This is a genomic window from Neptuniibacter sp. QD57_21, assembly GCF_047778075.1.
GTDB lineage: Bacteria > Pseudomonadota > Gammaproteobacteria > Pseudomonadales > Balneatricaceae > Neptuniibacter.
Genome location: NZ_CP180549.1, coordinates 3,018,115 through 3,040,428, shown reverse-complemented (window position 1 = coordinate 3,040,428; position 22,314 = coordinate 3,018,115). Strand labels below are relative to the sequence as shown.

The 22,314-nt window shown below is 45.5% G+C and carries 24 protein-coding genes; 23 read left to right on the top strand and 1 reads right to left on the bottom strand.

What is annotated here, in order from left to right; genetic code table 11:
* Positions 1–37: 37 nt before the first annotated feature.
* From ACMXYS_RS13760 to ACMXYS_RS13705, 12 genes are all read left to right on the top strand, one after another.
* Positions 38–1,558, top strand: coding sequence for an NAD(P)H-hydrate dehydratase (locus ACMXYS_RS13760; protein ID WP_415896874.1), 1,521 nt, complete (start codon positions 38–40; stop codon positions 1,556–1,558).
* Complete coding sequence (gene tsaE / locus ACMXYS_RS13755) at positions 1,551–2,030, top strand: tRNA (adenosine(37)-N6)-threonylcarbamoyltransferase complex ATPase subunit type 1 TsaE (RefSeq protein WP_415882234.1); 480 nt, start codon at positions 1,551–1,553, stop codon at positions 2,028–2,030. The genes ACMXYS_RS13760 and tsaE overlap by 8 nt, the downstream gene beginning before the upstream one ends.
* Before the next feature lie 28 nt (positions 2,031–2,058).
* Complete coding sequence (locus ACMXYS_RS13750) at positions 2,059–3,381, top strand: N-acetylmuramoyl-L-alanine amidase (protein WP_415896873.1); 1,323 nt, start codon at positions 2,059–2,061, stop codon at positions 3,379–3,381.
* Positions 3,382–3,407: 26 nt separating this feature from the next.
* The gene (gene mutL, locus ACMXYS_RS13745) at positions 3,408–5,282 is read left to right on the top strand and encodes a DNA mismatch repair endonuclease MutL (RefSeq protein ID WP_415896872.1); all 1,875 of its coding nucleotides are present in this window, start codon (positions 3,408–3,410) and stop codon (positions 5,280–5,282) included.
* A 37-nt stretch (positions 5,283–5,319) separates the two neighbouring features.
* A complete protein-coding gene (gene miaA, locus ACMXYS_RS13740) occupies positions 5,320–6,225 on the top strand; it encodes a tRNA (adenosine(37)-N6)-dimethylallyltransferase MiaA (protein ID WP_415898257.1) in 906 nt (301 codons plus the stop codon).
* A gap of 125 nt (positions 6,226–6,350) precedes the next feature.
* Entirely contained in the window at positions 6,351–6,593 is a 243-nt protein-coding gene (gene hfq, locus ACMXYS_RS13735) for an RNA chaperone Hfq (RefSeq protein WP_007022969.1), read from the top strand.
* A 6-nt stretch (positions 6,594–6,599) separates the two neighbouring features.
* Positions 6,600–7,904, top strand: coding sequence for a ribosome rescue GTPase HflX (hflX, locus tag ACMXYS_RS13730; protein WP_415896871.1), 1,305 nt, complete (start codon positions 6,600–6,602; stop codon positions 7,902–7,904).
* Between the two features lie 133 nt (positions 7,905–8,037).
* Positions 8,038–9,240: an FtsH protease activity modulator HflK gene (gene hflK, locus ACMXYS_RS13725; protein ID WP_415896870.1), complete on the top strand. Its 1,203-nt coding sequence runs from the start codon at positions 8,038–8,040 to the stop codon at positions 9,238–9,240.
* Positions 9,240–10,112, top strand: a complete 873-nt coding sequence (gene hflC, locus ACMXYS_RS13720) for a protease modulator HflC (protein WP_415896869.1) — start codon at positions 9,240–9,242, stop codon at positions 10,110–10,112. Before hflK ends, hflC begins: the two co-directional genes overlap by 1 nt.
* A 132-nt stretch (positions 10,113–10,244) precedes the next feature.
* A complete protein-coding gene (locus ACMXYS_RS13715) occupies positions 10,245–10,442 on the top strand; it encodes a DUF2065 domain-containing protein (RefSeq protein ID WP_415892369.1) in 198 nt (65 codons plus the stop codon).
* A gap of 51 nt (positions 10,443–10,493) precedes the next feature.
* A complete protein-coding gene (locus tag ACMXYS_RS13710; protein WP_415896868.1) occupies positions 10,494–11,669 on the top strand; it encodes an ATP phosphoribosyltransferase regulatory subunit in 1,176 nt (391 codons plus the stop codon).
* A gap of 43 nt (positions 11,670–11,712) precedes the next feature.
* A complete protein-coding gene (locus ACMXYS_RS13705; protein WP_415882226.1) occupies positions 11,713–13,008 on the top strand; it encodes an adenylosuccinate synthase in 1,296 nt (431 codons plus the stop codon).
* A 91-nt stretch (positions 13,009–13,099) separates the two neighbouring features.
* On the opposite strand, the gene ACMXYS_RS13700 is transcribed toward ACMXYS_RS13705, so the two are convergent.
* A complete protein-coding gene (locus ACMXYS_RS13700; RefSeq protein WP_415896867.1) occupies positions 13,100–13,912 on the bottom strand; it encodes an inositol monophosphatase family protein in 813 nt (270 codons plus the stop codon).
* Between the two features lie 141 nt (positions 13,913–14,053).
* Between ACMXYS_RS13700 and trmJ the strand changes: the two genes are divergently transcribed.
* From trmJ to rlmN, 11 genes are all read left to right on the top strand, one after another.
* The gene (gene trmJ, locus ACMXYS_RS13695; protein ID WP_415898256.1) at positions 14,054–14,800 is read left to right on the top strand and encodes a tRNA (cytosine(32)/uridine(32)-2'-O)-methyltransferase TrmJ; all 747 of its coding nucleotides are present in this window, start codon (positions 14,054–14,056) and stop codon (positions 14,798–14,800) included.
* A 151-nt stretch (positions 14,801–14,951) separates the two neighbouring features.
* Positions 14,952–15,449 (top strand): Fe-S cluster assembly transcriptional regulator IscR, encoded by a 498-nt coding sequence (gene iscR, locus ACMXYS_RS13690; protein WP_415882224.1) that lies wholly within the window; start codon positions 14,952–14,954, stop codon positions 15,447–15,449.
* Positions 15,450–15,468: 19 nt separating this feature from the next.
* Complete coding sequence (locus ACMXYS_RS13685; RefSeq protein ID WP_415882223.1) at positions 15,469–16,683, top strand: IscS subfamily cysteine desulfurase; 1,215 nt, start codon at positions 15,469–15,471, stop codon at positions 16,681–16,683.
* Between the two features lie 29 nt (positions 16,684–16,712).
* Positions 16,713–17,096: a Fe-S cluster assembly scaffold IscU gene (gene iscU, locus ACMXYS_RS13680; RefSeq protein ID WP_415882222.1), complete on the top strand. Its 384-nt coding sequence runs from the start codon at positions 16,713–16,715 to the stop codon at positions 17,094–17,096.
* Positions 17,097–17,130: 34 nt separating this feature from the next.
* Entirely contained in the window at positions 17,131–17,457 is a 327-nt protein-coding gene (iscA, locus tag ACMXYS_RS13675; RefSeq protein WP_415882221.1) for an iron-sulfur cluster assembly protein IscA, read from the top strand.
* 17 nt (positions 17,458–17,474) lie between these two features.
* A complete protein-coding gene (gene hscB, locus ACMXYS_RS13670; RefSeq protein WP_415896866.1) occupies positions 17,475–18,002 on the top strand; it encodes a Fe-S protein assembly co-chaperone HscB in 528 nt (175 codons plus the stop codon).
* A gap of 9 nt (positions 18,003–18,011) precedes the next feature.
* Complete coding sequence (gene hscA, locus ACMXYS_RS13665) at positions 18,012–19,889, top strand: Fe-S protein assembly chaperone HscA (RefSeq protein ID WP_415896865.1); 1,878 nt, start codon at positions 18,012–18,014, stop codon at positions 19,887–19,889.
* Entirely contained in the window at positions 19,889–20,227 is a 339-nt protein-coding gene (gene fdx, locus ACMXYS_RS13660; protein ID WP_415882218.1) for an ISC system 2Fe-2S type ferredoxin, read from the top strand. Before hscA ends, fdx begins: the two co-directional genes overlap by 1 nt.
* A gap of 10 nt (positions 20,228–20,237) precedes the next feature.
* On the top strand, positions 20,238–20,438 hold the full coding sequence (gene iscX / locus ACMXYS_RS13655; protein WP_415882217.1) for a Fe-S cluster assembly protein IscX: 201 nt from the start codon (positions 20,238–20,240) through the stop codon (positions 20,436–20,438).
* A 241-nt stretch (positions 20,439–20,679) separates the two neighbouring features.
* Positions 20,680–21,087, top strand: coding sequence for a nucleoside-diphosphate kinase (ndk, locus tag ACMXYS_RS13650; RefSeq protein WP_067869919.1), 408 nt, complete (start codon positions 20,680–20,682; stop codon positions 21,085–21,087).
* Between the two features lie 78 nt (positions 21,088–21,165).
* Entirely contained in the window at positions 21,166–22,299 is a 1,134-nt protein-coding gene (gene rlmN / locus ACMXYS_RS13645) for a 23S rRNA (adenine(2503)-C(2))-methyltransferase RlmN (RefSeq protein ID WP_415896864.1), read from the top strand.
* Positions 22,300–22,314 lie beyond the last annotated feature (15 nt).

Genomic DNA, 22,314 nt, shown 5'->3' with positions numbered 1-22,314 from the left:
CTATAATGGCAGAAATTCAAAGGAGTTCGCAGAGCAGATGTCCATCAACAGAGCTGTCTTACCCGCACCATTATACACTGCTGAACAAACTCGGGTGTTGGATAATACCGCAATTACTCAGTTTGGTATTCCGGGTATTCGCTTAATGCAGCGAGCAGGCCATGCTGTGTTTGCTGAAATACTCGATCGTTTTCCGCATATAGCGTCATTAAGTATTGTTTGTGGCGCAGGTAACAATGGTGGCGATGGCTTTGTGGTAGCAGCCCTCGCCATTAATAAAGGCTTGCGGGTGCAGTTAGTCTGCGTAGGCAAAGCCGATTTATCTTCGCAGCTTAGTGGTGAAGCACTAGAGGCTTGGGAGCAGTTGCAGCCGATAATTGAAAACATAGAGGTGGCATCTGCAGGATCTGAACTATGGGGCGATCTTATTGTAGATGCGCTGTTGGGTACGGGGCTGACGGGTGAAGTCAGGGAGCCCTTTGCGGGGGTGATCAGGCAGATCAATCGCAGTCATAAACCAATATTCGCAGTTGATATTCCCTCAGGTATTTGCGCTGATACCGGTGCTGTTTTAGGTGTGGCTGTTCGAGCAGATATCACATTAAGCTTTATTGGCCTTAAACGTGGTCTGTTTACCTCAGAAGGGGTCAACTATCGTGGTCAGATTCTGTTTGATGACTTAAAAGTGCCCGATGAAGTTTATGACCTAGTTACGGTAGATGTTTTTCGAACCACGGAGAGTGATTTAGCTGAGCTGCTACCAGCGAGGGAGCGCAATGCCCATAAAGGTAAGTTTGGTCATCTGTTGGTGATTGGTGGTAATTCCGGCATGGGGGGAGCGGCCCTTTTAGCTTCTCAGGCAGCGATGCGAAGTGGATCTGGTTTAGTCTCTTTGGCGACCCGTTCAGAGCATGTAACGGCTTCATTAACGCGCTGTCCTGAAGTTATGGTGCACCCTGTTGATTCAACGGGGCACTTATTACCTTTATTGGATCGTGCGGATGTGATTGTCATAGGGCCGGGTCTTGGGCAAAATGCGTGGTCCGATCAGATGTTACGTGCTGCGCTAGCAACCGAGAAACCTTTGGTTTTGGATGCTGATGCGCTGAATTTAATTGTTGAAAATTCGTTATTTGCCTCCCTGAATCGGAAAAATTGGATCTGCACCCCTCATCCGGGTGAAGCTTCCAGAATCATGGATAAGTCTGTAACTGAGTTAGAAGCTGATCGTTTCGCATCGGTTGAGCGTTTGCAGCAAATTTGTGGTGGTAGCGTTGTTTTAAAAGGTGCTGGTTCGTTGGTCAGTGCTGGTGAAGTAGTTTATCTTTGTGACGCCGGTAATCCAGGAATGGCGGTTGCTGGGATGGGAGATGTCTTGTCGGGTATTTGTGGCGCTCTCCTAACTCAAGGTTTATCACCTGAGAATGCCGCTCGTTTGGCGGTGTTTATTCATGCTAAAGCCGCTGACTACGTTGTGAAGCAACAGGGCGAAATAGGTTTAATCGCATCAGATCTGTTTGATGCAATTCCAAGAGTAATAAATAGTAAGTATGAGTAATCAGTATCAAGTAAAACTATCCGATGAAGAGGCGATGATCGCATTCGGCCATAAAATTGCGAATGCAGCAGCGGGTAGGGGTGTTATTTTCCTGTTAGGTGACTTAGGTATGGGTAAAACAACCCTAAGTCGCGGTATTCTTCGTGGTTGTGGCCATCAAGGTTCGGTTAAGAGTCCAACCTATACGCTGGTGGAGCCTTATGAAGTGGGCGAACAGCAGATTTATCACTTTGATTTGTATCGGTTGTCGGACCCTGAGGAATTGGAATTTCTTGGTATTCGTGATTATTTTGAAGATAAGGCATTATGTTTAGTTGAATGGCCAGAAAGAGGGCAAGGTATTCTGCCTGAGGCTGATTTGTTATTGCAGATTGAGCTTGATGGTCGCGGACGACAATTAACTTGGACACCACAGTCTGATTTAGGCCAGCAGATGGCCGATAAATTATTGCAAGCGACTGAAGAGAAGTAAGAAGGGGTTAAGCTTAAGCACTATGCGAATGAGCGGTTTCCGGCATGCTTTTGCTGGATTATTAGGTTGTTTGATTTTTATCTGTAGCGCGATCACTCATGCTGCGGATGTTAAAAATGTGCGTATCTGGTTAGCGCCGGATCATGCTCGTCTCGTATTTGATATGAGCGGTCCTGCATCTCACAAAGTATTTACCCTCGATAAGCCTGACCGAATCGTGCTTGATATTGAAAAGGCATCCTTAAAAGCTGGGCTGGATAAGCTTGGTTTAGATAAAAGTCCGGTCAAAAAGATTCGTTCTGGTAAAAACGGTCAAACCCTCCGTTTAGTATTGGATCTCAAAAGGGCGGTTCGTCCCAAGAGCTTTGAATTAAAGCCCAATCAAAAATACGGTCACCGACTCGTCTTAGATCTTTACGAAAAGTCTTCGCTTAAAACAGTTAAGAAAACGGCCAAACCCAAAGCAGTAGCGGGTCGCGATATTGTGATCGCTATCGACGCTGGTCATGGCGGTGATGATCCAGGGGCAATTGGGCCTGGTGGAGTTCGAGAGAAAGATGTTGTACTTGCGATTGCTAAAGAGCTAAAACGACGTTTAGACGCCACCCCTGGTTATAAAGGCAAGCTAACACGTACGAGTGATTACTATGTAAGTTTACGCGGTCGAACGAAAGCTGCCCGTAAGCATAATGCCGATCTCTTTGTCTCTATACACGCGGATGCCTTCAAAGATGCACGTGCTCGAGGCGCTTCAGTCTGGGTTCTATCGTCCCGTGGTGCAAGTAGCGAAATGGGTCGTTGGTTGGCGCGTAAAGAAAATAGTACCGACCTCATTGGTGGTGTAGGTAGCGTTAGCTTAGATGATAAAGATAATGTGTTGGCGAGCGTGTTGCTCGATATGTCGATGACCGCGAGTCGTGAGGACAGCCGCTCTATCGCCAAACAGATTCATGGCAATATAAAGCGCTTCGCTAAAATGCATAAACCCCATGTAGAGCAGGCGGGGTTTGTTGTCTTGAAATCACCTGATATCCCATCGATTCTGGTTGAAACAGGCTTTATCTCCAATCCTGGTGAAGCAGCGAAGTTAAAGACCAAAAGCTATCAGAAGAAGATGGCGGGTGCTGTCTTTAAAGGGATTACACAACACTTTGAGCGTAAGCCGCCTGCGCTAACGTATATCGCGCAGCGTAGAGAAAAAGATAATCGTACATACAAAGTTGTTCGTGGTGATACGCTATCGGTGATTGCTTCTCGCAACGGTGTATCTCTATCCTCATTGCGCAAAGAGAACAACTTGAAAAATGATCGAATTAAGATCGGTCAGGTTTTACGTATTCCAACCAGCTAGCCTCAGCTAAATCCAAAGGTAGATTAATGTCACGTATACAGCTTTTATCGCCGCGTTTGGCCAACCAAATTGCGGCGGGTGAAGTAGTTGAGCGCCCAGCTTCTGTTATCAAAGAGATTCTTGAAAATAGTTTGGATGCCGGAGCAGATAAAATTGACGTCGATGTTGAGCAGGGCGGCGTGAAGCTCATGCGTATCCGTGATAATGGCTTTGGCATTGAAAAAGATGATCTTTCTCTCGCGCTTAGTCGACATGCCACTTCAAAAATCAAAGTGCTAGAAGATCTAGAGGCAGTTGGTAGTCTGGGGTTTCGTGGTGAGGCGCTAGCCAGTATAAGTTCGGTATCACGTTTAACCTTGACCTCTAGACAGGCTGAGCAAAATAACGCTTGGCAGGTGCAAACGGAAGGGCGGGATATGGAGGCTCAACTTGAGCCGGCTGCCCATCCACAAGGCACAACGGTTGAAGTGAAAGATCTGTTTTTTAATACCCCAGCGCGTCGGAAATTTCTAAAAACGGAAAAAACTGAATTTCGTCATCTTGATGAGGTGGTAAAGCGCCTTGCATTAAGCCGCTTCGATGTTGCCTTTCAGTTGCGCCATAACGGCAAGGTTATCCATCAGCTTCGACAGGCGGATAGTGAATTAGAACAGGAACGTCGTGTTGCCAGTATCTGTGGTTCAGCGTTTATTGATAACGCTTTAAAAGCAGATGTGGTTGCCGAAGCATCGGGTCTGCGTTTATGGGGTTGGGTTGGATTGCCTACTTTTTCTCGTAGTCAGGCTGATCTGCAGTACTTCTTTGTAAATGGTCGAATGATTCGAGATAAAGTTGTTACGCACGCTGTAAGACAGGCTTATGCAGATGTGCTTTATCACGGTCGCCATCCAGCTTATGTGCTGTATCTTGAGCTTGATCCAGCATTGGTTGATGTTAACGTGCATCCGACTAAGCATGAGGTACGCTTCCGCGAGAGTCGTTTAGTTCATGATTTCTTATTCCGGACTTTGCACCGTCTGATTGCGGATATGCGCCCGCAAGATCAAATGCCGGAAGGCTCCGCGCCTGCAGTTGCTGAGTTACAGACTCAACAACAGCCAGTACAACAGAATTTCGAACAAAATCGCATGGCGTTTAGATCTGGAGTTAATAGTTCCGGTGGCAATGGTTACTCTGCACCTGCTTATCAGCCAACTTCAACGCCCTCTGGTCCTCAGATTCAAGAGCAGATCAGTGGCTATGCCGCGCTTCACCCTCAGCCTGCAACAACAGTCGATACTGGTGTGTCTGCTGAATCTGAGGTAGAGCATGAGCAATGCCCACCAATGGGATACGCGATCGCTCAGTTACATGGGGTGTACATTCTTGCTCAAAATGACCAAGGCTTAATAGTGGTAGATATGCATGCGGCCCATGAACGTATCGTCTATGAACGCATGAAACAGTCTTTTGAACAGGATGTTGTACGCTCTCAACCGCTCTTGGTACCTATGAGTCTTGCAGTAAGTCAGCGGGAAGCGGATTGTGCTGATGAGCAGGCAAATACGTTTAAGCGCTTAGGCTTTGAGTTAGCGCGCATGGGCGAAGAAACGATTGTTGTTCGCCAAGTACCGGTTTCTTTGGCTAAAGGCAATATCGAGCAACTGATCCGTGATGTGCTTTCAGATATGTTGGTATATGGCGAAAGTAAGCGTATAGAGCAACATATCAATGAATTGTTGGGGACCATGGCGTGTCATGGGGCGGTTAGAGCAAATCGCCAATTAACTTTGCCAGAGATGAATGCCTTGTTAAGGGATATGGAGCAAACCGAGCGCAGTGGTCAGTGTAACCATGGTCGACCAACTTGGAGTCAGATGACCATGGCTGATCTTGATAAATTATTTATGCGTGGCCAGTAGGAGCAATTTAGTGAGTAATCTACCCGTCGTTTTTTTAATGGGGCCTACTGCGTCTGGTAAAACGGATCTCGCGATGAAGCTTTACGATCATATGCCTTGCGAGATCGTTAGTGTTGATTCAGCTATGATCTACAAAGGCATGGATATAGGGACTGCGAAGCCTGATCACGAAACGCTGGCTAGATATCCGCATCGTCTTATCGATATTTGTGATCCTTCTGAAGCCTATTCGGCTGCAGAATTTCGTATGGATGCGCTAAAGCAGATTGAGGAAATTCGGTCAGCGGGTAAAGTGCCGATTTTGACGGGTGGAACTATGCTGTATTTCCATGCGTTGAAAAATGGCTTAGCGAATCTACCAGAGGCCGATGTAGCGGTTCGTGAAAGACTGCTACAGGAAGCTGAAGCTGAAGGTTGGGCTGCTATGCATGCTCGATTGGCTGAAGTTGATCCTGAATCAGCTAAACGACTGAACCCTAATGATGCTCAGAGACTTCAACGTGCCCTAGAGGTATATGAAATTACTGGCCGTTCTATGACGGATCTGTGGGCCGAGCAGGAAAAGCAAAAGCCCGATTTTCCTATTGTCTCTCTGGCAGTGATGCCGCAAGAGCGTTCTGAACTGCATGATCGCATTGCTCGTCGTTTTGATATCATGCTTGAGCAAGGTTTTGTCGATGAAGTAAGGACGCTTTGGGATCGAGGTGACTTAGACCTGCAGATGCCATCTGTGCGCTGTGTTGGTTATCGCCAAGTATGGGAATATTTTGCCGGAACTTGGGATTATGACACGATGAAATTTAAAGGTGTTGTAGCTACGAGGCAGCTCGCAAAAAGGCAGGTTACGTGGCTAAGAAGTTGGGAAAACCTTAACTGGATTGACACTCACGATACAAAACTCTTGCAGAATGCCTTGAAATTCATTGAAGGTAGCATTATATAATGTCAGGCTAGACAGTAAAAAGCTGTAAAATAAGGCGTTTAAGCGGCGAAAGCAGTAAATTTAAGAGCCGTCAGCCATACTATAACGAAAAAATTATAAAATTTTCCTCGGGAAGGAGTTTGCAAATGTCAAAAGGGCAATCATTACAAGACCCTTATTTGAATGCGCTACGTAAAGAGCGTATTCCTGTGTCTATTTTCTTAGTTAATGGTATTAAACTGCAGGGCCAGATCGAGTCTTTCGATCAGTTTGTTATTCTGCTTAAAAATACTGTTAGTCAGATGGTTTATAAACATGCCATCTCAACTGTTGTTCCTGCGCGCCCGGTTAAACTGCCAGCAGCAGACGAAGCAAAAGCAGAGGACTAATAATCATTGTTCTTTGAACGTCCTAAAAGTGGCGAACGTGCCATTTTGATTCATATGAATCTGGCCGCTGAGGCCGACCAAGAAAGTCCTAAAGAGCTCGAAGAACTAGCCCTATCTGCAGGTGCAGACCCAGTCGAATTTCTGACTGGGTCTCTTTCTCATCCTAATCCGAAGTTTTTTATTGGTCAGGGGAAGCTAGATGAATTGCGCGAGCTGGTTAATCTGCATAATGCGCAATTAGTGATCTTTAACCATGCTTTAAGTCCTGCTCAAGAGCGTAATATCGAACGAGAGATACAAAGTAGGGTGCTTGATCGTACAGGCCTTATTTTGGATATCTTTGCTCAGCGCGCGCGAACCCATGAAGGTAAACTTCAAGTTGAACTAGCCCAGCTTGATCATATGTCTACCCGTCTTGTACGTGGTTGGACTCACCTTGAACGTCAAAAAGGTGGTATCGGTCTACGTGGTCCGGGTGAAACTCAGCTAGAAACAGACCGACGTTTGCTTCGTGCTCGGATGAAATCTATTCACAAGCGCTTAGAAAAGGTTCGCAAGCAGCGAGAGCAGGGTAGACGGTCGCGTAAACGTGCTGAAGTACCAACTTTATCGTTGGTGGGTTATACCAACGCAGGTAAATCAACGCTGTTTAACTCGCTGACGACTTCTGAGGTTTATGCAGCAGATCAGTTGTTCGCAACACTAGATCCAACTTTGCGTCGGATTGAAGTGGAAGATATTGGTCAGGCTATTCTTGCGGATACAGTAGGTTTTATTCGTCATCTTCCACATAAACTGGTGGAAGCATTTCGTGCGACCTTGCAAGAAACCATAGAGGCGACTTTGTTGCTTCATGTCATCGATGCTTATGATGATGACCGTCATGATCATGTAGCTGAAGTAGAAAACGTACTAGCTGAAATTGGTGCGGATGAAGTGCCAGTTTTAGAGGTTTATAACAAGATTGATCTGATCGAAGGGCGTAAGCCTCGTATCGATCGTGATGAAGATGGTAAGCCTAGTCGTGTATGGTTATCCGCAGTCACGGGCGAAGGGCATGATCTGCTGTTTCAAGCGGTTAATGAGCTGCTTGCAGATGATGTATTTCATGATAACGTGTGTCTGGAACCGCAAGAAGGTCAGTTTAGAGCTAAATTGTATGAGAGCGGTGCCGTACTTTCTGAACAAGTAGATGAAAAAGGATCTATTATTTTGGAAGTGCGTATACAGAAAAAAGACATGCTGCAGCTGTTGAGCCGATTGGGAATGGAACGTGATCGTTGTTTTCCTGTCGAACTGAATCCTTGGTAAGGATTCAGCCTGTCGAGTAAAAAGTTTAAAAACCTCGATTTTAGTTAATTGAGGGGTAATATCTGGCGAATAATATTTTTCGCTGATATATGTTTTAATCTACCTAACATGTTGTTTTTATACGGAGTGACGTATGGCTTGGAATGAGCCTGGTGGTAACGGTGATAATAAGGACCCTTGGGGTGGCGGTAATAACAATAACCGCGGGGGTAATAAAGGTGGTGGTGATCAGGGGCCTCCTGATCTAGATGAAGCGCTACGTAAACTGCAGGATAAATTGAACGGCATCTTCGGTGGTGGTCAAAAATCCAGCGGCTATGGCGGTGATGGTGGTGGTTCTTCTTCCTCCTCCTCTGGTTCTGGCTTCTTCTTTATCGTACTTCTGATTGCTGCTCTAGGTTGGGCTGGTATGGGCTTTTATACCGTTGACCAACAAGAGCGTGGTGTGGTGCTACGACTTGGTAAGTTCAGCGAAACTGTAGGTCCAGGTCTGCAGTGGAATCCACCTATGATCGATGTGGTTGAGATTGTTAATACAACTCGTCTACGTACTCGTGATCATCGTGCTCTAATGCTGACCAAAGATGAGAATATCGTCGATATTGAAATGACGGTTCAGTATCTGATCTCTGATGCCAAAGGCTTTGCGCTGACTGTACGTGATCCTGAATCCAGTCTGTCACACGCAGCTGAATCGGCTCTTCGTCATGTGGTTGGTTCTACTGATATGCACTCTATCTTGACACAAGGTCGTGAAACTTTGTCGGTTCAAGTTCAGGATCGTATCCAGAACTACATGAGCGAATACGGTACAGGTCTTCAGATCTCTAAAGTGAACATCAAAGAAGCAAAAGCACCTAACCAAGTGCAAGATGCATTCGATGATGTGATCAAGGCGCGAGAAGATGAGGTTCGTGTTAAGAACGAAGCGGAATCTTACGCAAACGGTATTATCCCTGAAGCGCGTGGTCTAGCACAGCGTATGCTTGAAGAGGCAAGTGCTTACCAAGAGCAAGTTGTTGCTCGCTCAGAGGGTGATGCGAAGCGTTTTACTGCTTTGTTAACAGAGTATGAAAAAGCACCTGAAGTAACGCGTGAGCGTCTATACCTAGACACTATGCAGGAAGTTCTTTCTCAGAACCCTAAAGTGCTGATTGATGTGGAAGGTGGAAATAACATGATGTACCTGCCGCTGGATAAGATTATGCAAAATCGCCCAGTAACAGGTGATAGTAATCGCTCAGTGCGACTAGATGGTCAGAGCCTGCGAGAAGTGACTGATCAAGTGGTTGATCAGCTACGTCAGCGTCAAGGTAGTCGTCGGGAGGGTCGATAATGCAGTCTAAATCACTATTTTTCATAATCATTTTTGCTGTATTAGTTCTGGTTGGTCAGAGCTCTCTTTACATCGTTAAAGAAACTGAACGTGCGGTATTACTCAAGTTTGGTGAGGTGGCTGATGCCGATGTGGGTCCAGGTCTTCACTTTAAGATTCCAATTGTAAATAAAGTACGTAAGTTCGATTCACGTATTCTGACGTTGGATGCTCGTCCTCAGGCCTACCTTACACTTGAGAAGAAACGTCTGATCGTGGACTCTTTTGTGAAGTGGCGTGTTAAAGATGTGCAGAAGTACTACACAGCGACTTCGGGTGATGAGTTTAACGCCGCAAACCTTCTGTCACAGCGTGTTGATGCTGCGCTGCGTAACCAGTTTGGTGCGCGTACGGTAACTGAAGTGGTATCTGGTGAGCGTGAAGAGCTTATGCGTAAGCTAATCAGCGAGATCAGCCCCGTAGTTATCGATAAACTGGGTGTTGAAGTTGTTGATGTGCGTGTAAAGCGAATCGATCTTCCTCAGGAAGTATCTGAGTCTGTATATGATCGTATGCGTACCGAGCGTGAACGTGAAGCACGTGAGCTTCGTTCTCGTGGTAAAGAGCTAGCGGAAGGTATCCGAGCGGATGCGGATCGTCAGAAGACGGTTATTGAAGCGGAAGCTTACCGTGAATCAGAAGAGATTCGTGGTGAAGGTGATGCCGTAGCTGCTAAAAACTACGCTGAGGCATACTCTGCAAACCCAGAATTTTACTCTTTCTACCGTAGCTTGCAGGCATATCGTGAGTCTTTCGGTCAGAGTGGTGACGTTCTAGTACTTAAACCAGATAGTGACTTCTTTAAATATTTGGGAGCACCAAAAGCCGAGTAACAACGTCTGGCGTAAAAATGTACAAAAAAACGGATCAGGGGAAGGCATTCCTCTGATTCCGTGGTAGAATAGCAAAACCGGGTTAAAGCCCGGTTTTTTTGTGGCAATTGGATTGTATAGGCTGAAGTAAGCATGTCATCCGAACTACTGCATTCACTCGCTGTTGGTTTTTGCTTGATGCTGATTTTGGAAGGGGTTATTCCTTTTCTTTATCCACAGCGCTGGCGAAATTTGGTGCAACAGCTTTCGATGATCAGTGATCGGTCACTACGCCTGATAGGCTTAGTGAGTATGCTGTTGGGTCTAGTTGCGCTTTATATAGTGAATTAAAGCCGAGTCGCTACTGATCGGCGTGTTGTTTTATAAGATACGGAGTACCACATGGCATTGGCAGATCGTTGGCTGCTACCGGAAGGTGTACAAGAATTACTTCCACCGCAGGCTCGTCGCGTTGAGGTTTTACGCAGACGTTTATTGGATCTGTATGAGCATTGGGGCTATGAGCAGGTTATGCCTCCTGTAATGGAGCATTTAGAATCTTTGCTTACAGGTGTAGGTCATGATCTTGATCTGAATACTGTAAAAGTAACTGATCAAATTAGTGGTCATACCCTAGGCTTCCGAGCTGATATTACACCTCAGGTTGCACGTATTGATGCGCATCGTCTGCGTGAATCTGGTGCTACACGTCTATGTTATTGTGGTTCAGTTGTGCATGCGTTGCCAACTCAGCCGCTAGCTTCTCGTAACCCGCTGCAGTTGGGTGCTGAACTCTATGGTCACTCAGGTATTGAGAGTGATGTAGAAGTGATCTCTCTGATGGTTGAAACTATGCATTCAGCGGGAGTTGATCGTGATCTTAGTATCGATCTAGGCCATGTTGGTGTGTTTTCTGGTTTGATGGAGATGATCGAATTATCTGCTGACGACAAAGAGCAGTATCTAGATATTCTTCAGCGTAAGGCACTACCAGAACTTCAATTGTTTGTAGAGCAGCTAGATCTAGACGATACAAGTAAATCTTTCTTGGCAGCGTTGCCATCACTGAACGGTGGTAGCGATGTTTTAGCTCGAGCGCGTGAGCTGTTCGCGACTGCGCCAGCGCAAGTGCTTGAAGCTATCGAATATTTGCAGCAGTTAGCAGAGCGTATTGCTTTGCGTTTCCCGCAGTTAGACCAGTATTTTGATCTGAGTGAATTGCGTGGATACAACTACCATACAGGTGTGGTATTTGCTGCTTATACGCCTGAATTTGGTCAGGCTATCGCAAAAGGTGGTCGCTACGATGAGATCGGTCGAGATTTCGGTCGTGCGCGTCCAGCTACGGGCTTTAGTGCTGATCTTAAAACGTTGGTTGAGCTTTCTTCTGTTGTTCTTGATGAAAAGCAGATCGTTTTAGCGCCAGCGGAAGAGAGCGCAGAACTATTGGCTAAAGTAAGTCAGCTGCGTTCTGAAGGTGTAAAAGTTATCTATGCGTTACCGGGCGCTGAACCGGCAAAAGAGTGTACTGCTGAGCTAGTACAACGTGATGGAGAATGGGTCGTTAGCGGCCTGTGATCAGTAAAAATTTTTATTCTTAAGTAATCTCAAGTAGGCAACAATGGGCAAAAACGTAGTTGTTCTGGGTACCCAGTGGGGTGATGAAGGTAAAGGCAAGATCGTAGATCTGCTTACGGATCAGGCTTCTGCAGTGGCGCGCTTTCAGGGCGGTCATAATGCGGGTCACACGCTGGTTATTGATGGCGAAAAAACAGTTTTGCACCTGATTCCTTCAGGTATTTTGCGCGACAATGTCGTGTGCATGATTGGTAACGGTGTAGTGCTTTCTCCAGAAGCATTGCTGAAAGAGATTAAAGGTTTGGAAGAGGCGGATGTGCCAGTACGCGAACGTTTGCGTTTGAGCCCTTCTTGCCCACTTATCTTGCCATACCATATTGCTATGGACCAAGCGCGTGAAGTTGCGCGTGGTAAAGCTAAAATTGGTACTACAGGCCGTGGTATCGGTCCTGCTTATGAAGATAAAGTGGCTCGCCGCGGTCTTCGTTTGGCTGATCTTCTAGATAAAGAGCGCTTTGCAGAAAAACTGAAAGAAGTTATCGAATACTATAACTTCCAGTTGGTTGAGTATTACAAGGTTGATGCTGTTGATTACCAAACAGTTCTAGACGAAGCATTGGCTATGGGTGAAGAACTTGCGCCAATGGTTGCTGATGTGACTTCAATGCTTCATGACCTGCGTAAGCAGGGCAAGAACATCATGTTTGAAGGCGCTCAGGGTTCATTGCTAGATATCGACCACGGTACTTATCCTTACGTAACTTCTTCAAACACAACTGCCGGTGGTACATCTACAGGTAGTGGTTTTGGTCCTCTGTACCTAGATTACATTCTGGGTATCACTAAAGCGTATACAACGCGTGTAGGTGGTGGTCCTTTTCCAACAGAACTTCATTGTGAAGTGGGCGAAGGTTTGGCTGAGCGTGGTCATGAGTTCGGTTCTACTACAGGTCGTGCGCGTCGTTGTGGTTGGTTTGACGCTGTTGCAGTTAAGCATGCTATCCAGATCAACTCTATCTCAGGCTTGTGCCTAACTAAGCTAGACGTACTTGATGGTATGGAAGAGATTCGTATCTGTGTAGGTTATAAAGACTCTGCAGGTAATGTGGTTGATTCTTTAAGCGGTAGCGAAGACTACGAAGCAGTAACGCCAGTATACGAGACTATGTCTGGTTGGGCTGGCTCTACTGTTGGTGCTAAGTCTATGGATGAGCTGCCTGCTGAAGCGGTAGCGTACATCAAGCGTTTAGAAGAGTTAGTTGAAGCGCCTGTGGATATTATCTCTACTGGTCCAGATCGTATCGAGACTATCGTATTGCGTAACCCTTACGAAGCGTAAGGATTGTGCTAATAAAAAAACCGGCTGATGCCGGTTTTTTTTGTGCGTAAAAGGCCATCCCATGGATGGCTTTTTAGTATATCTTTTTCGCTTATTTTAACTCTTCAGTTAAAGAAGATTGTAGGCCCTTTAAGATGGCTTTAAACATCTTAGGGTTGCCAGCAATTAAGCTGCCGCTCTGGCGGAAATCGTTTCCACCCATAAAGTCACCTACAAGGCCGCCTGCTTCTTGTACTAATAATAGGCCAGCTTCCATTTCCCAAGGGTTAAGGCCGATTTGGTAGAAGCCATCAATGCGACCAGCTGCTGTGTATGCAAGGTTTAATGCTGGAGAGCCACCGTTATAGATAGTGCCGCCAGTCAGTGTCATATCGCGGAAAATGTTTAGGTAAGCTTCTAGGTGTGCTTTATCGCTTGGGCGATTGAAGAAGCCTGTGCCAATCAAGGATCCTTCAACCGTTTTGTGATTGCTAACGCGTAGGCGTTTGCCGTTTAACTGTGCGCCATCACCGCGGCTTGCAGTGAACTCTTCGCCAGTAATTGGATTCAGGATTAGAGCGTGCTCTGTACGGCCGTTTTGTTGGCCTGCCATGCTAATTGCGAAAACCGGCAAGCCATTGGAGAAGTTGGAGATGCTGTCGATTGGGTTGATCGTCCAGCAGAATTCAGGTCCTTCGCTTAAAGGTGCGTGATCGCCTGTGTATTCGCCCACGATTTTGTGATTTGGATAAGCTTTTTGGATTGTGTGAACAATACTTAGCTCTGCTTTTTGGCATGTGTCGCTAAGAAGCTTAGCTACATCAGATTGTTCGGATTTAACCAAATCCAGGCGCTCTACAGCGCGGACGATCTGCTCGCCTGCAACGCGTGCTGCGCGCAGTGCAATATTAACCATGGGTTGCATTTGTTAGGAACCTGAAGAATATTCGGGAAAATTAAAAAAAGTATTATACCTGAGGATAGGGGATGCTGTGAATAAGTGGCTCAATTGTTTGTAGCTCTGTTAGAATACGCGCCTTCATTTATTGTGGTGGTGGCAAGATCTATGTCTGCAAATATTCGCATTGTTCTCGTTAATACAACTCATCCAGGCAACATTGGTGGTGTGGCGAGGGCTATGAAAAATATGGCTTTGGGGGAGTTGCATCTCGTAGCGCCTAAAAAGTTTCCTCATGTGAATGCGGATGCAAGAGCGGCAGGAGCTACTGATCTACTAGAGGCTGCTGTTATTCATGACACGCTTGAAGAGGCGATTGCAGATTGCCAAGTTGTTGTTGGGACAAGTGCTAGGGGGCGTCATATTCCTTGGCCGGTGGTTGATCCGCGAGAGTTGGCCGCAATTGTTCAGCCAATTGCAACGGATAAAAAGATTGCGATTGTTTTTGGTCGAGAAGATCGTGGACTAACAAATGAGGAGCTTCATCTTTGTCAATACCATGTGCATATACCTTCAAACCCTGATTTTAGTTCATTGAATCTTGCTGCAGCTGTTCAGGTTGTTACTTATGAGTTACGTATGGCTTCAATTTACGCTCAGGAGAATGAGCAGCATAAGCCTCAATGGGGAACAGATTGGGATATTGAGCTTGCTGATAGTAGTGATCTTGAGCGTTTGTTCAAGCATTTGGAGGAGACTTTGGTCGATATTGATTTTCTAGATCCAGAAAATCCGCGTCAATTAATGCCAAGGCTTCGCAGGCTATATCTACGGGCTATGCCGGATAAAGTAGAAGTTAACGTATTGAGAGGGATTTTGACGGCTACCCAAAAGAATTCTAATGCTAAAGATTGACCCTTAAGCGTTCGGTTGTGAATATTTCGTGTTAGAATTCGCGCGATAAAGAATATAAAGACCTACAATAATAGTAGGGTATTTAGTTGACCTTTTTAGTCGGGTATTGCATAATGCCGCGCAAATGCTATTGCGCGTGAAGGCGGGAATTATGCGATTAACAACTAAAGGGCGATATGCCGTTACAGCGATGCTGGATCTGGCTCTTCATGAAGGTAAAGGGCCGATTAGTTTGGCTGATATCTCTGAAAGACAGGGCATTTCATTGTCATACCTAGAACAGCTTTTTGCTAAGCTGCGTCGCAACGAACTAGTTCGTAGTGTTCGTGGGCCAGGTGGTGGTTATCAACTAAATCGTGAGCAAGCAGGCATCAACGTTGCACAAGTGATTGATGCTGTGAATGAATCAGTAGATGCAACTGGATGTAATCGCCAGGGTGACTGTCAGGGCGGAGAAACGTGCCTTACTCATCACCTTTGGTGCGACTTGAGCGACCAAATTCACGCTTTCTTAAGTGGAATTACGTTGGCTGACCTAGTTGTAAGAAAAGATGTTCAGGTTGCATCTGAGCGTCAGGACCGAATCCAGATGGACCAGGTTTTGATTGGCGCGGAGAACTTGAACTGCAGTGAAAAAGCGATCGTTTAAACTCGCTTGGAGAGAATGAATGAAAACACCGATTTATCTGGATTATTCTGCAACTACCCCAGTTGATCCTAGGGTTGCTGAAAAGATGACTGAATGCCTTACAATGGATGGCAACTTTGGTAATCCAGCTTCACGCTCACATCTCTTCGGCTGGAAAGCGGAAGAAGCAGTTGAATCTGCTCGCCGTCAGGTCGCTGATCTTATCAATGCTGATCCGCGTGAGATTGTTTGGACTTCAGGTGCGACCGAGTCAAACAATTTGGCAATTAAAGGTGCTGCACATTTCTATCAGAAGAAAGGCAAACACATCATTACGTCCAAAATTGAGCATAAGGCCGTTTTGGATACTTGCCGTCAATTAGAGCGCGAAGGTTTCGAAATTACTTACCTAACGCCAAACTCTGATGGTTTAATTGAGCCGCAAGCAGTAGCTGAAGCGATTCGTGAAGATACTATCGTTATCTCGCTAATGCATGTTAACAACGAAGTAGGCACGATCACTGATATCGAAGCGATTGGTGAGCTTACTCGTTCTAAAGGCATTATATTCCACGTTGATGCTGCTCAGAGTGCGGGCAAGATTGAGATTGATTTAGGTAAAGCTAAGGTTGATCTGTTATCTATCTCTGCACACAAGATGTACGGTCCTAAGGGTGTTGGAGCTCTATTTGTTCGCCGTAAGCCTCGTGTGCGCCTAGAAGCTCAAATTCATGGTGGAGGCCATGAGCGTGGTATGCGTTCGGGTACTCTACCAACTCACCAGATTGTCGGTATGGGTGAGGCCGCTCGTATTTGTAAAGAAGAACTGGCGAAAGACACAGCGCATATTATCGCTTTGCGTGATCGCTTCTTGGCAGGTATGGGTGAAATGGAAGAGGTTTACCTAAATGGTTCTAAAGAGCAGCGTGTTCCAGGTAACCTGAATATCAGTTTTGCTTTTGTAGAAGGTGAATCTTTATTGATGTCGCTGAAAGATCTGGCGGTATCATCTGGTTCGGCTTGTACATCTGCTAGCTTAGAGCCTTCTTATGTACTACGTGCATTAGGTTTGAATGATGAGCTAGCACACAGTTCAATTCGTTTCTCCTTTGGTCGTTTTACTACTGAAGAAGAAGTGGATTATGCGGCTGCTCAAATTCAAGATGCAGTTAGCAAATTGCGTGAGCTCTCACCTCTGTGGGATATGTTTAAAGACGGTGTCGATCTGAGCAAGGTTGAGTGGGTACATCACTGATCTGGCACTAAGACTATTTGGAGGTCGTCATGGCTTATAGTGAGAAAGTAATTGATCATTACGAGAACCCTCGTAATGTCGGCAAAATGAATGATAACGATGGTAACGTTGGTACAGGCATGGTTGGAGCGCCTGCTTGTGGTGACGTTATGCGTCTACAGATTAAAGTAAGTGATGAGGGCATTATTGAAGATGCTAAATTCAAAACTTACGGTTGCGGTTCTGCAATTGCATCAAGCTCGCTAGTAACTGAGTGGGTCAAAGGCATGTCTCTTGAAGAGGCGGCTGAGCTTAAAAATACTGCTATCGCTGAAGAACTAGCGCTACCACCAGTGAAAATTCACTGTTCAGTATTGGCTGAAGATGCAATCAAAGCTGCTGTTGCAGACTACAAAGAAAAACAAGACAAATAAGACTCGACTTATTTGTTGGGAGAGCTAGACGTTTATGGCAATTACCATGACTGATGCTGCAGCAGATCATGTTGCGCGCTACCTAGAGAAACGTGGTCACGGCGAAGGTATTCGCTTGGGTGTGCGTACTTCAGGTTGTTCCGGTATGGCTTATGTTCTTGAATTTGTTGATGAAGTAAATTCTGAAGATGAAATTTTCAAGGGCCCGCAAGACGTTAAGATTGTGATAGACCCAAAGAGTCTATTGTATCTTGATGGTACTGAGCTGGATTTTGTTAAAGAGGGGCTTAATGAAGGGTTTAAGTTTAATAACCCTAATGTCTCTAGCGAATGTGGTTGCGGCGAAAGCTTTAACGTCTAATTCTTCTTGGCAGAACGATGGATATCAATAAGAATTATTTTGATTTTATCGGCCTGCCGATATCATTTCATGTAGATCAGGCAGTCTTGTCTGATCTATCCCGTGAACTGCAAAAAACACTTCACCCAGATCGCTATGCGCACAAATCTGAGCGCGAACAACGCTTGGCTGTTCAGTATATGGCGCATCTAAATGAAGTAGTTGCTACATTGCGCTCACCTTTGCTACGTGCTCAATATCTGCTGTCATTACAGGGCATTGATACAATTAGTGAGTCCTCTACTGCTATTGATCCCATGTTTTTGATGCAGCAGATGGAGCTTCGAGAGCAGCTGGAAGAGATTCCAGATCAGGACGATCCATTTGATGAGCTTGAGTCTCTGCAGGACGATGTGACTGGATCGTTGGAACAGTTACGGGAACAGTTTGCACAGTGTTATCAGTCAGAACAGTTAGATACTGCTGCTGTCATTGTGCGCAAAATGCAATTTTTAGAAAAACTGATAGTCGAGATTGAGCGTCTTGAAGATCGGTTGGATGGCTGACGTAAATATATGGCGCTATTACAGATAGCAGAACCGGGGCAGAGTGAAGCTCCACATCAGCATAAGTTGGCAGTAGGTATTGATTTAGGTACGACCAACTCCCTAGTGGCATCGGTTAAGAGTGGTGAAGCGGTAACTTTGCCTGATCTTGATGGCGAACACTTATTGCCTTCCGTTGTGCGTTATCTGCCTTGTGGTAACTCTCAGGTAGGTCGAGAGGCTCGATCGCATGCATCCGAAGATCCATACAATACGATTATTTCAGCAAAGCGTCTTATGGGGCGTGGAGTTGCTGATGTTAAAGCGCTAGGTGATGAGGCTCCTTATCACTTTGAGGCTGAAGATGGCGGTATGCCATACATTCGCACGGCTGCAGGTAATAAGAGTCCGGTTCAGGTTTCAGCAGATATCCTAAGTAGTTTGGTTGAACGTGCTGAAGAAGCGCTTGGTGGCGAGTTGGTTGGTGCGGTTATTACTGTGCCAGCGTACTTTGATGATGCTCAGCGCCAAGCTACCAAAGATGCAGCTAAAATTGCCAATATCAAAGTCCTTCGTTTACTTAATGAGCCGACTGCAGCTGCAGTTGCTTATGGTTTAGATGACGGTAAAGAGGGTGTTATTGCTGTCTATGACCTAGGCGGTGGCACTTTTGATATCTCAATTTTGCGCCTGAATAAAGGTGTTTTCGAAGTATTGTCTACTGGCGGTGATAGTGCTTTAGGTGGTGATGATCTTGATTTGGCATTGGCGCAATGGTTTGCCGAGCAGCTTCAGCTTGAGCAGATAGATAGTCATGCGTCTCGTTATCTGACAGAGAAAGCTAAAGAAACCAAAGAGCTTCTAACAGATAAGCCTCAAGTTAGCGTTGTGTTGGAGTTAGGGTCTGAGTGCCATGAGCTGGTTGTTACGCGCGAAGATTTTGATTCTCTGATCGAGCCATTAGTAAAACGTACAACTCGTGCTTGTCGCCGTGCTTTGAAAGATGCTGGTGTTTCAGCGGATGAAGTGCTTGAAGTTGTCATGGTGGGTGGTTCGACTCGTGTACCGCTAGTGCGTGAACAGGTTCAGAAATTCTTTGGACGTGAGCCTCATATCAATATCGATCCGGATCGTGTTGTGGCTATCGGTGCTTCAATTCAAGCTGATGTGCTAGCTGGTAATAAGCCAGATAGTGATATGTTGCTGCTGGACGTGATTCCGCTATCGTTGGGTCTTGAAACGATGGGTGGGCTAACTGAAAAAGTTATTCACAGGAATACTTCAATCCCAGTCGCGCGTGCGCAAGAATTCACTACTTACCAAGATGGTCAAACGGCTATGGCGATTCATGTTGTCCAAGGTGAGCGTGAATTAGTTCAAGATTGTCGCTCGCTTGCGCGTTTTGTCTTGCGAGGAATCCCTCCGATGGCGGCAGGTGCTGCTAAGATTCGCGTGACATTCCAGGTTGATGCTGATGGTTTGCTCGGTGTTGAAGCGAAGGAGTTAACCTCGGGTGTGGAAAGTAGTATTCAGGTAAAACCTTCTTATGGTCTAGGTGACAGTGAAATTGCCGAGATGCTTAAATCATCTTATCTCAATGCCGCAGAAGACAAAGATGCGCGTGCATTGAGAGAGCAGCAGGTGGAAGCGGATCGATTGATCGTATCTTTGAAGGATGCGCTAGCTGTGGATGGTGGCAAGTTACTGAGTGAAGATGAGCGATCTCAGTTACAAAATGAAATAGAAACTCTGGTAGAAATTCGCCAGGGTAGTGATGTAAGTGCGATTGAGCAGGGGATCTCTGCTTTATCAAAAGCATCTGATGAATATGCCGCACGCCGTATGGATTATAATATTCAACAGGCGCTGCAGGGGCATAGTGTTGATGAACTTGGGGAGAGTGAGTAATGCCGCAGATTATTTTTCTGCCACACGATGAGTTATGTCCAGAGGGTAAAGTGATCGAAGCTGAGCCAGGCGTAACGGTTTGCGATGCGGCGCTTGCGAATGGCATCCATATTGAGCATGCGTGTGAGAAATCATGCGCGTGTACTACCTGTCACGTTGTTGTGCGTGAAGGCTTTGATTCTATGGAAGAATCCGATGAGCTTGAAGATGATATGCTTGATAAGGCTTGGGGTTTAGAGCCTGAGTCACGTTTAAGCTGTCAGGCTGTAGTTGCTGAAGAAGATTTGGTTGTTGAAATTCCAAAATACACAATTAACCAAGTGTCAGAGCGACACTGAGGAGCTGGTTGTGAGTCTTAGATGGACAGATGTTCTAGATATCGCTATTGAGTTATCTGAAAAGTATCCAGATCAGGACCCAATGGTAATTAGCTTCCCGGATCTGTACCAGAAAGTTATGGATCTAGAAGAATTTGATGATGATCCAGATCGTTGTGGTGAGAAAATTCTGGAAGGAATTCAGATGGCTTGGATAGAGGAAATGGATTAATTTCATTTCGTGCTTTAAAACAAACCCGGCTTGCCGGGTTTGTTTGGTTATGGGCGCTAATATTAGCTACTGTCTTCTGTCATAAGAGTGGCGTATAATTGCGCGCTGATTTCGAGGGGCTAGCTAAAAGCCATTTTTCAGCTATCTAAGTTTATGCATGATTTATTGTTTAATTATGCTGAGGTATTGCTGTGCTGGTTTTTAGATATTTCTTTTTATTTTAATTTTGGGAGTTAAAACAATGGCTCTAGAACGTACGTTCTCTATCATCAAGCCTGATGCAGTTGCTAAAAATGTAATCGGTAAAATCGTTTCTCGTTTCGAGTCTAACGGTCTTAAAATCGTTGAAATGCAACTAAAACAGCTTTCTAAAGAAGAAGCTGAAGGTTTCTACGCTGAGCACAAAGAGCGTCCATTCTTCGGTGATCTAGTTGAATTCATGACTTCTGGTCCTGTAGTTGTTCAGGTTCTAGAAGGCGAAAATGCAATCGCTCTAAACCGTGAACTTATGGGTGCTACTAACCCACAAGAAGCAGCTGAAGGCACTATCCGTCGTGATTTTGCACAGTCTATCGACGCTAACGCTGTACACGGTTCTGACTCTCCAGCTTCTGCTGAGCGCGAAATCGCATACTTCTTCGGTAAGTAATTGCCGTTTGGGCTGTCTGTAATCTAGACTTTTTATGGGCAGCCTGCCTTTGTTACAAAATATGAGTACCTGTCATCCATGACTGAATCCACTAAAAAAGTTAATTTACTCGGTTTGTCCCCTACAAAGATGGAAGCTTTCTTTGAGGAAATCGGAGAGAAAAAATTCCGTGCAACCCAAGTGCTGAAATGGATTCATCAGCTAGGTGCTTCTGATTTTGAAGAGATGACAAATATCAGCAAATCTTTGCGCCAAAAATTGGCGGAGGTTGCTGAAATCCGTGAGCCTGAAGTCATCATGGAAAAGACTTCTAAAGATGGAACCCGTAAGTGGGTTATCCGCACGGATGGTGGTTCAAGTGTTGAGGCCGTACTGATACCTGATGGTGAGCGCAAAACTCTTTGTGTTTCCTCGCAAGTAGGCTGTTCTCTTGATTGCAGTTTCTGCTCCACCGGTAAGCAAGGTTTTAACAGCAACCTAACAGCGGCTGAGATTATTGGTCAGCTTAGGATTGCGATTCGCTCTTATGGCGATTACAACACGACCTCACAGCGCGTGGTGTCCAACGTTGTAATGATGGGTATGGGCGAGCCCTTGATGAATTTTGAAAATGTTGTCGATGCGATGACATTAATGATGGAAGACAATGCTTATTGTCTTTCTAAGCGTCGAGTAACTTTATCCACAGCAGGTGTTGTGCCGGCTATTGATAAGTTAAAAGATGTAACAGATGTGTCTTTGGCTGTTTCCCTGCATGCGCCAAATGATGATCTACGAGATATTTTGGTTCCGATTAACCGCCGTTATCCAATCAAAGAATTGGTGGCTGCGTGTAACCGATATCTTGAAAATTTAAATGATAAGCGTGTTATCACTGTTGAATATACTTTGATAAACGGTGTGAATGATAAGCCAGAGCACGCAAAGCAGTTATTAAAAATTCTGCGTAAGATGCCTTCTAAGCTGAACTTGATTCCATTTAATCCGTTCCCGAATTCTGGTTATGAGCGTCCATCGGAAGAAAGAATACTGGCATTTAAAGAAGTAATCGTTCATGGTGGAATTGTAACTACAGTACGACGTACGCGTGGTGATGAGATCGATGCAGCCTGCGGTCAGTTAGTGGGGCAAGTAGCAGATAAAACCAGACGCAGTCAAAAATACATTCCTGTTGTCCAAGAAGAACAGCAGGTGTCGCAAAATACGCAATAAGAGGGATAGCGCGTG

Excerpts from the sequence above, each read along its gene's own strand:
- ACMXYS_RS13760 (WP_415896874.1), top strand. The coding sequence starts at position 38 with ATGTCCATCAACAGAGCTGTCTTACCCGCACCATTATACACTGCTGAA.
- tsaE (WP_415882234.1), top strand. The coding sequence starts at position 1,551 with ATGAGTAATCAGTATCAAGTAAAACTATCCGATGAAGAGGCGATGATC.
- ACMXYS_RS13750 (WP_415896873.1), top strand. The coding sequence starts at position 2,059 with ATGAGCGGTTTCCGGCATGCTTTTGCTGGATTATTAGGTTGTTTGATT.
- mutL (WP_415896872.1), top strand. The coding sequence starts at position 3,408 with ATGTCACGTATACAGCTTTTATCGCCGCGTTTGGCCAACCAAATTGCG.
- miaA (WP_415898257.1), top strand. The coding sequence starts at position 5,320 with ATGGGGCCTACTGCGTCTGGTAAAACGGATCTCGCGATGAAGCTTTAC.
- hfq (WP_007022969.1), top strand. The coding sequence starts at position 6,351 with ATGTCAAAAGGGCAATCATTACAAGACCCTTATTTGAATGCGCTACGT.
- hflK (WP_415896870.1), top strand. The coding sequence starts at position 8,038 with ATGGCTTGGAATGAGCCTGGTGGTAACGGTGATAATAAGGACCCTTGG.
- hflC (WP_415896869.1), top strand. The coding sequence starts at position 9,240 with ATGCAGTCTAAATCACTATTTTTCATAATCATTTTTGCTGTATTAGTT.
- ACMXYS_RS13715 (WP_415892369.1), top strand. The coding sequence starts at position 10,245 with ATGTCATCCGAACTACTGCATTCACTCGCTGTTGGTTTTTGCTTGATG.
- ACMXYS_RS13710 (WP_415896868.1), top strand. The coding sequence starts at position 10,494 with ATGGCATTGGCAGATCGTTGGCTGCTACCGGAAGGTGTACAAGAATTA.
- ACMXYS_RS13705 (WP_415882226.1), top strand. The coding sequence starts at position 11,713 with ATGGGCAAAAACGTAGTTGTTCTGGGTACCCAGTGGGGTGATGAAGGT.
- ACMXYS_RS13700 (WP_415896867.1), bottom strand. The coding sequence starts at position 13,912 with ATGCAACCCATGGTTAATATTGCACTGCGCGCAGCACGCGTTGCAGGC.
- trmJ (WP_415898256.1), top strand. The coding sequence starts at position 14,054 with ATGTCTGCAAATATTCGCATTGTTCTCGTTAATACAACTCATCCAGGC.
- iscR (WP_415882224.1), top strand. The coding sequence starts at position 14,952 with ATGCGATTAACAACTAAAGGGCGATATGCCGTTACAGCGATGCTGGAT.
- ACMXYS_RS13685 (WP_415882223.1), top strand. The coding sequence starts at position 15,469 with ATGAAAACACCGATTTATCTGGATTATTCTGCAACTACCCCAGTTGAT.
- iscU (WP_415882222.1), top strand. The coding sequence starts at position 16,713 with ATGGCTTATAGTGAGAAAGTAATTGATCATTACGAGAACCCTCGTAAT.
- iscA (WP_415882221.1), top strand. The coding sequence starts at position 17,131 with ATGGCAATTACCATGACTGATGCTGCAGCAGATCATGTTGCGCGCTAC.
- hscB (WP_415896866.1), top strand. The coding sequence starts at position 17,475 with ATGGATATCAATAAGAATTATTTTGATTTTATCGGCCTGCCGATATCA.
- hscA (WP_415896865.1), top strand. The coding sequence starts at position 18,012 with ATGGCGCTATTACAGATAGCAGAACCGGGGCAGAGTGAAGCTCCACAT.
- fdx (WP_415882218.1), top strand. The coding sequence starts at position 19,889 with ATGCCGCAGATTATTTTTCTGCCACACGATGAGTTATGTCCAGAGGGT.
- ndk (WP_067869919.1), top strand. The coding sequence starts at position 20,680 with ATGGCTCTAGAACGTACGTTCTCTATCATCAAGCCTGATGCAGTTGCT.
- rlmN (WP_415896864.1), top strand. The coding sequence starts at position 21,166 with ATGACTGAATCCACTAAAAAAGTTAATTTACTCGGTTTGTCCCCTACA.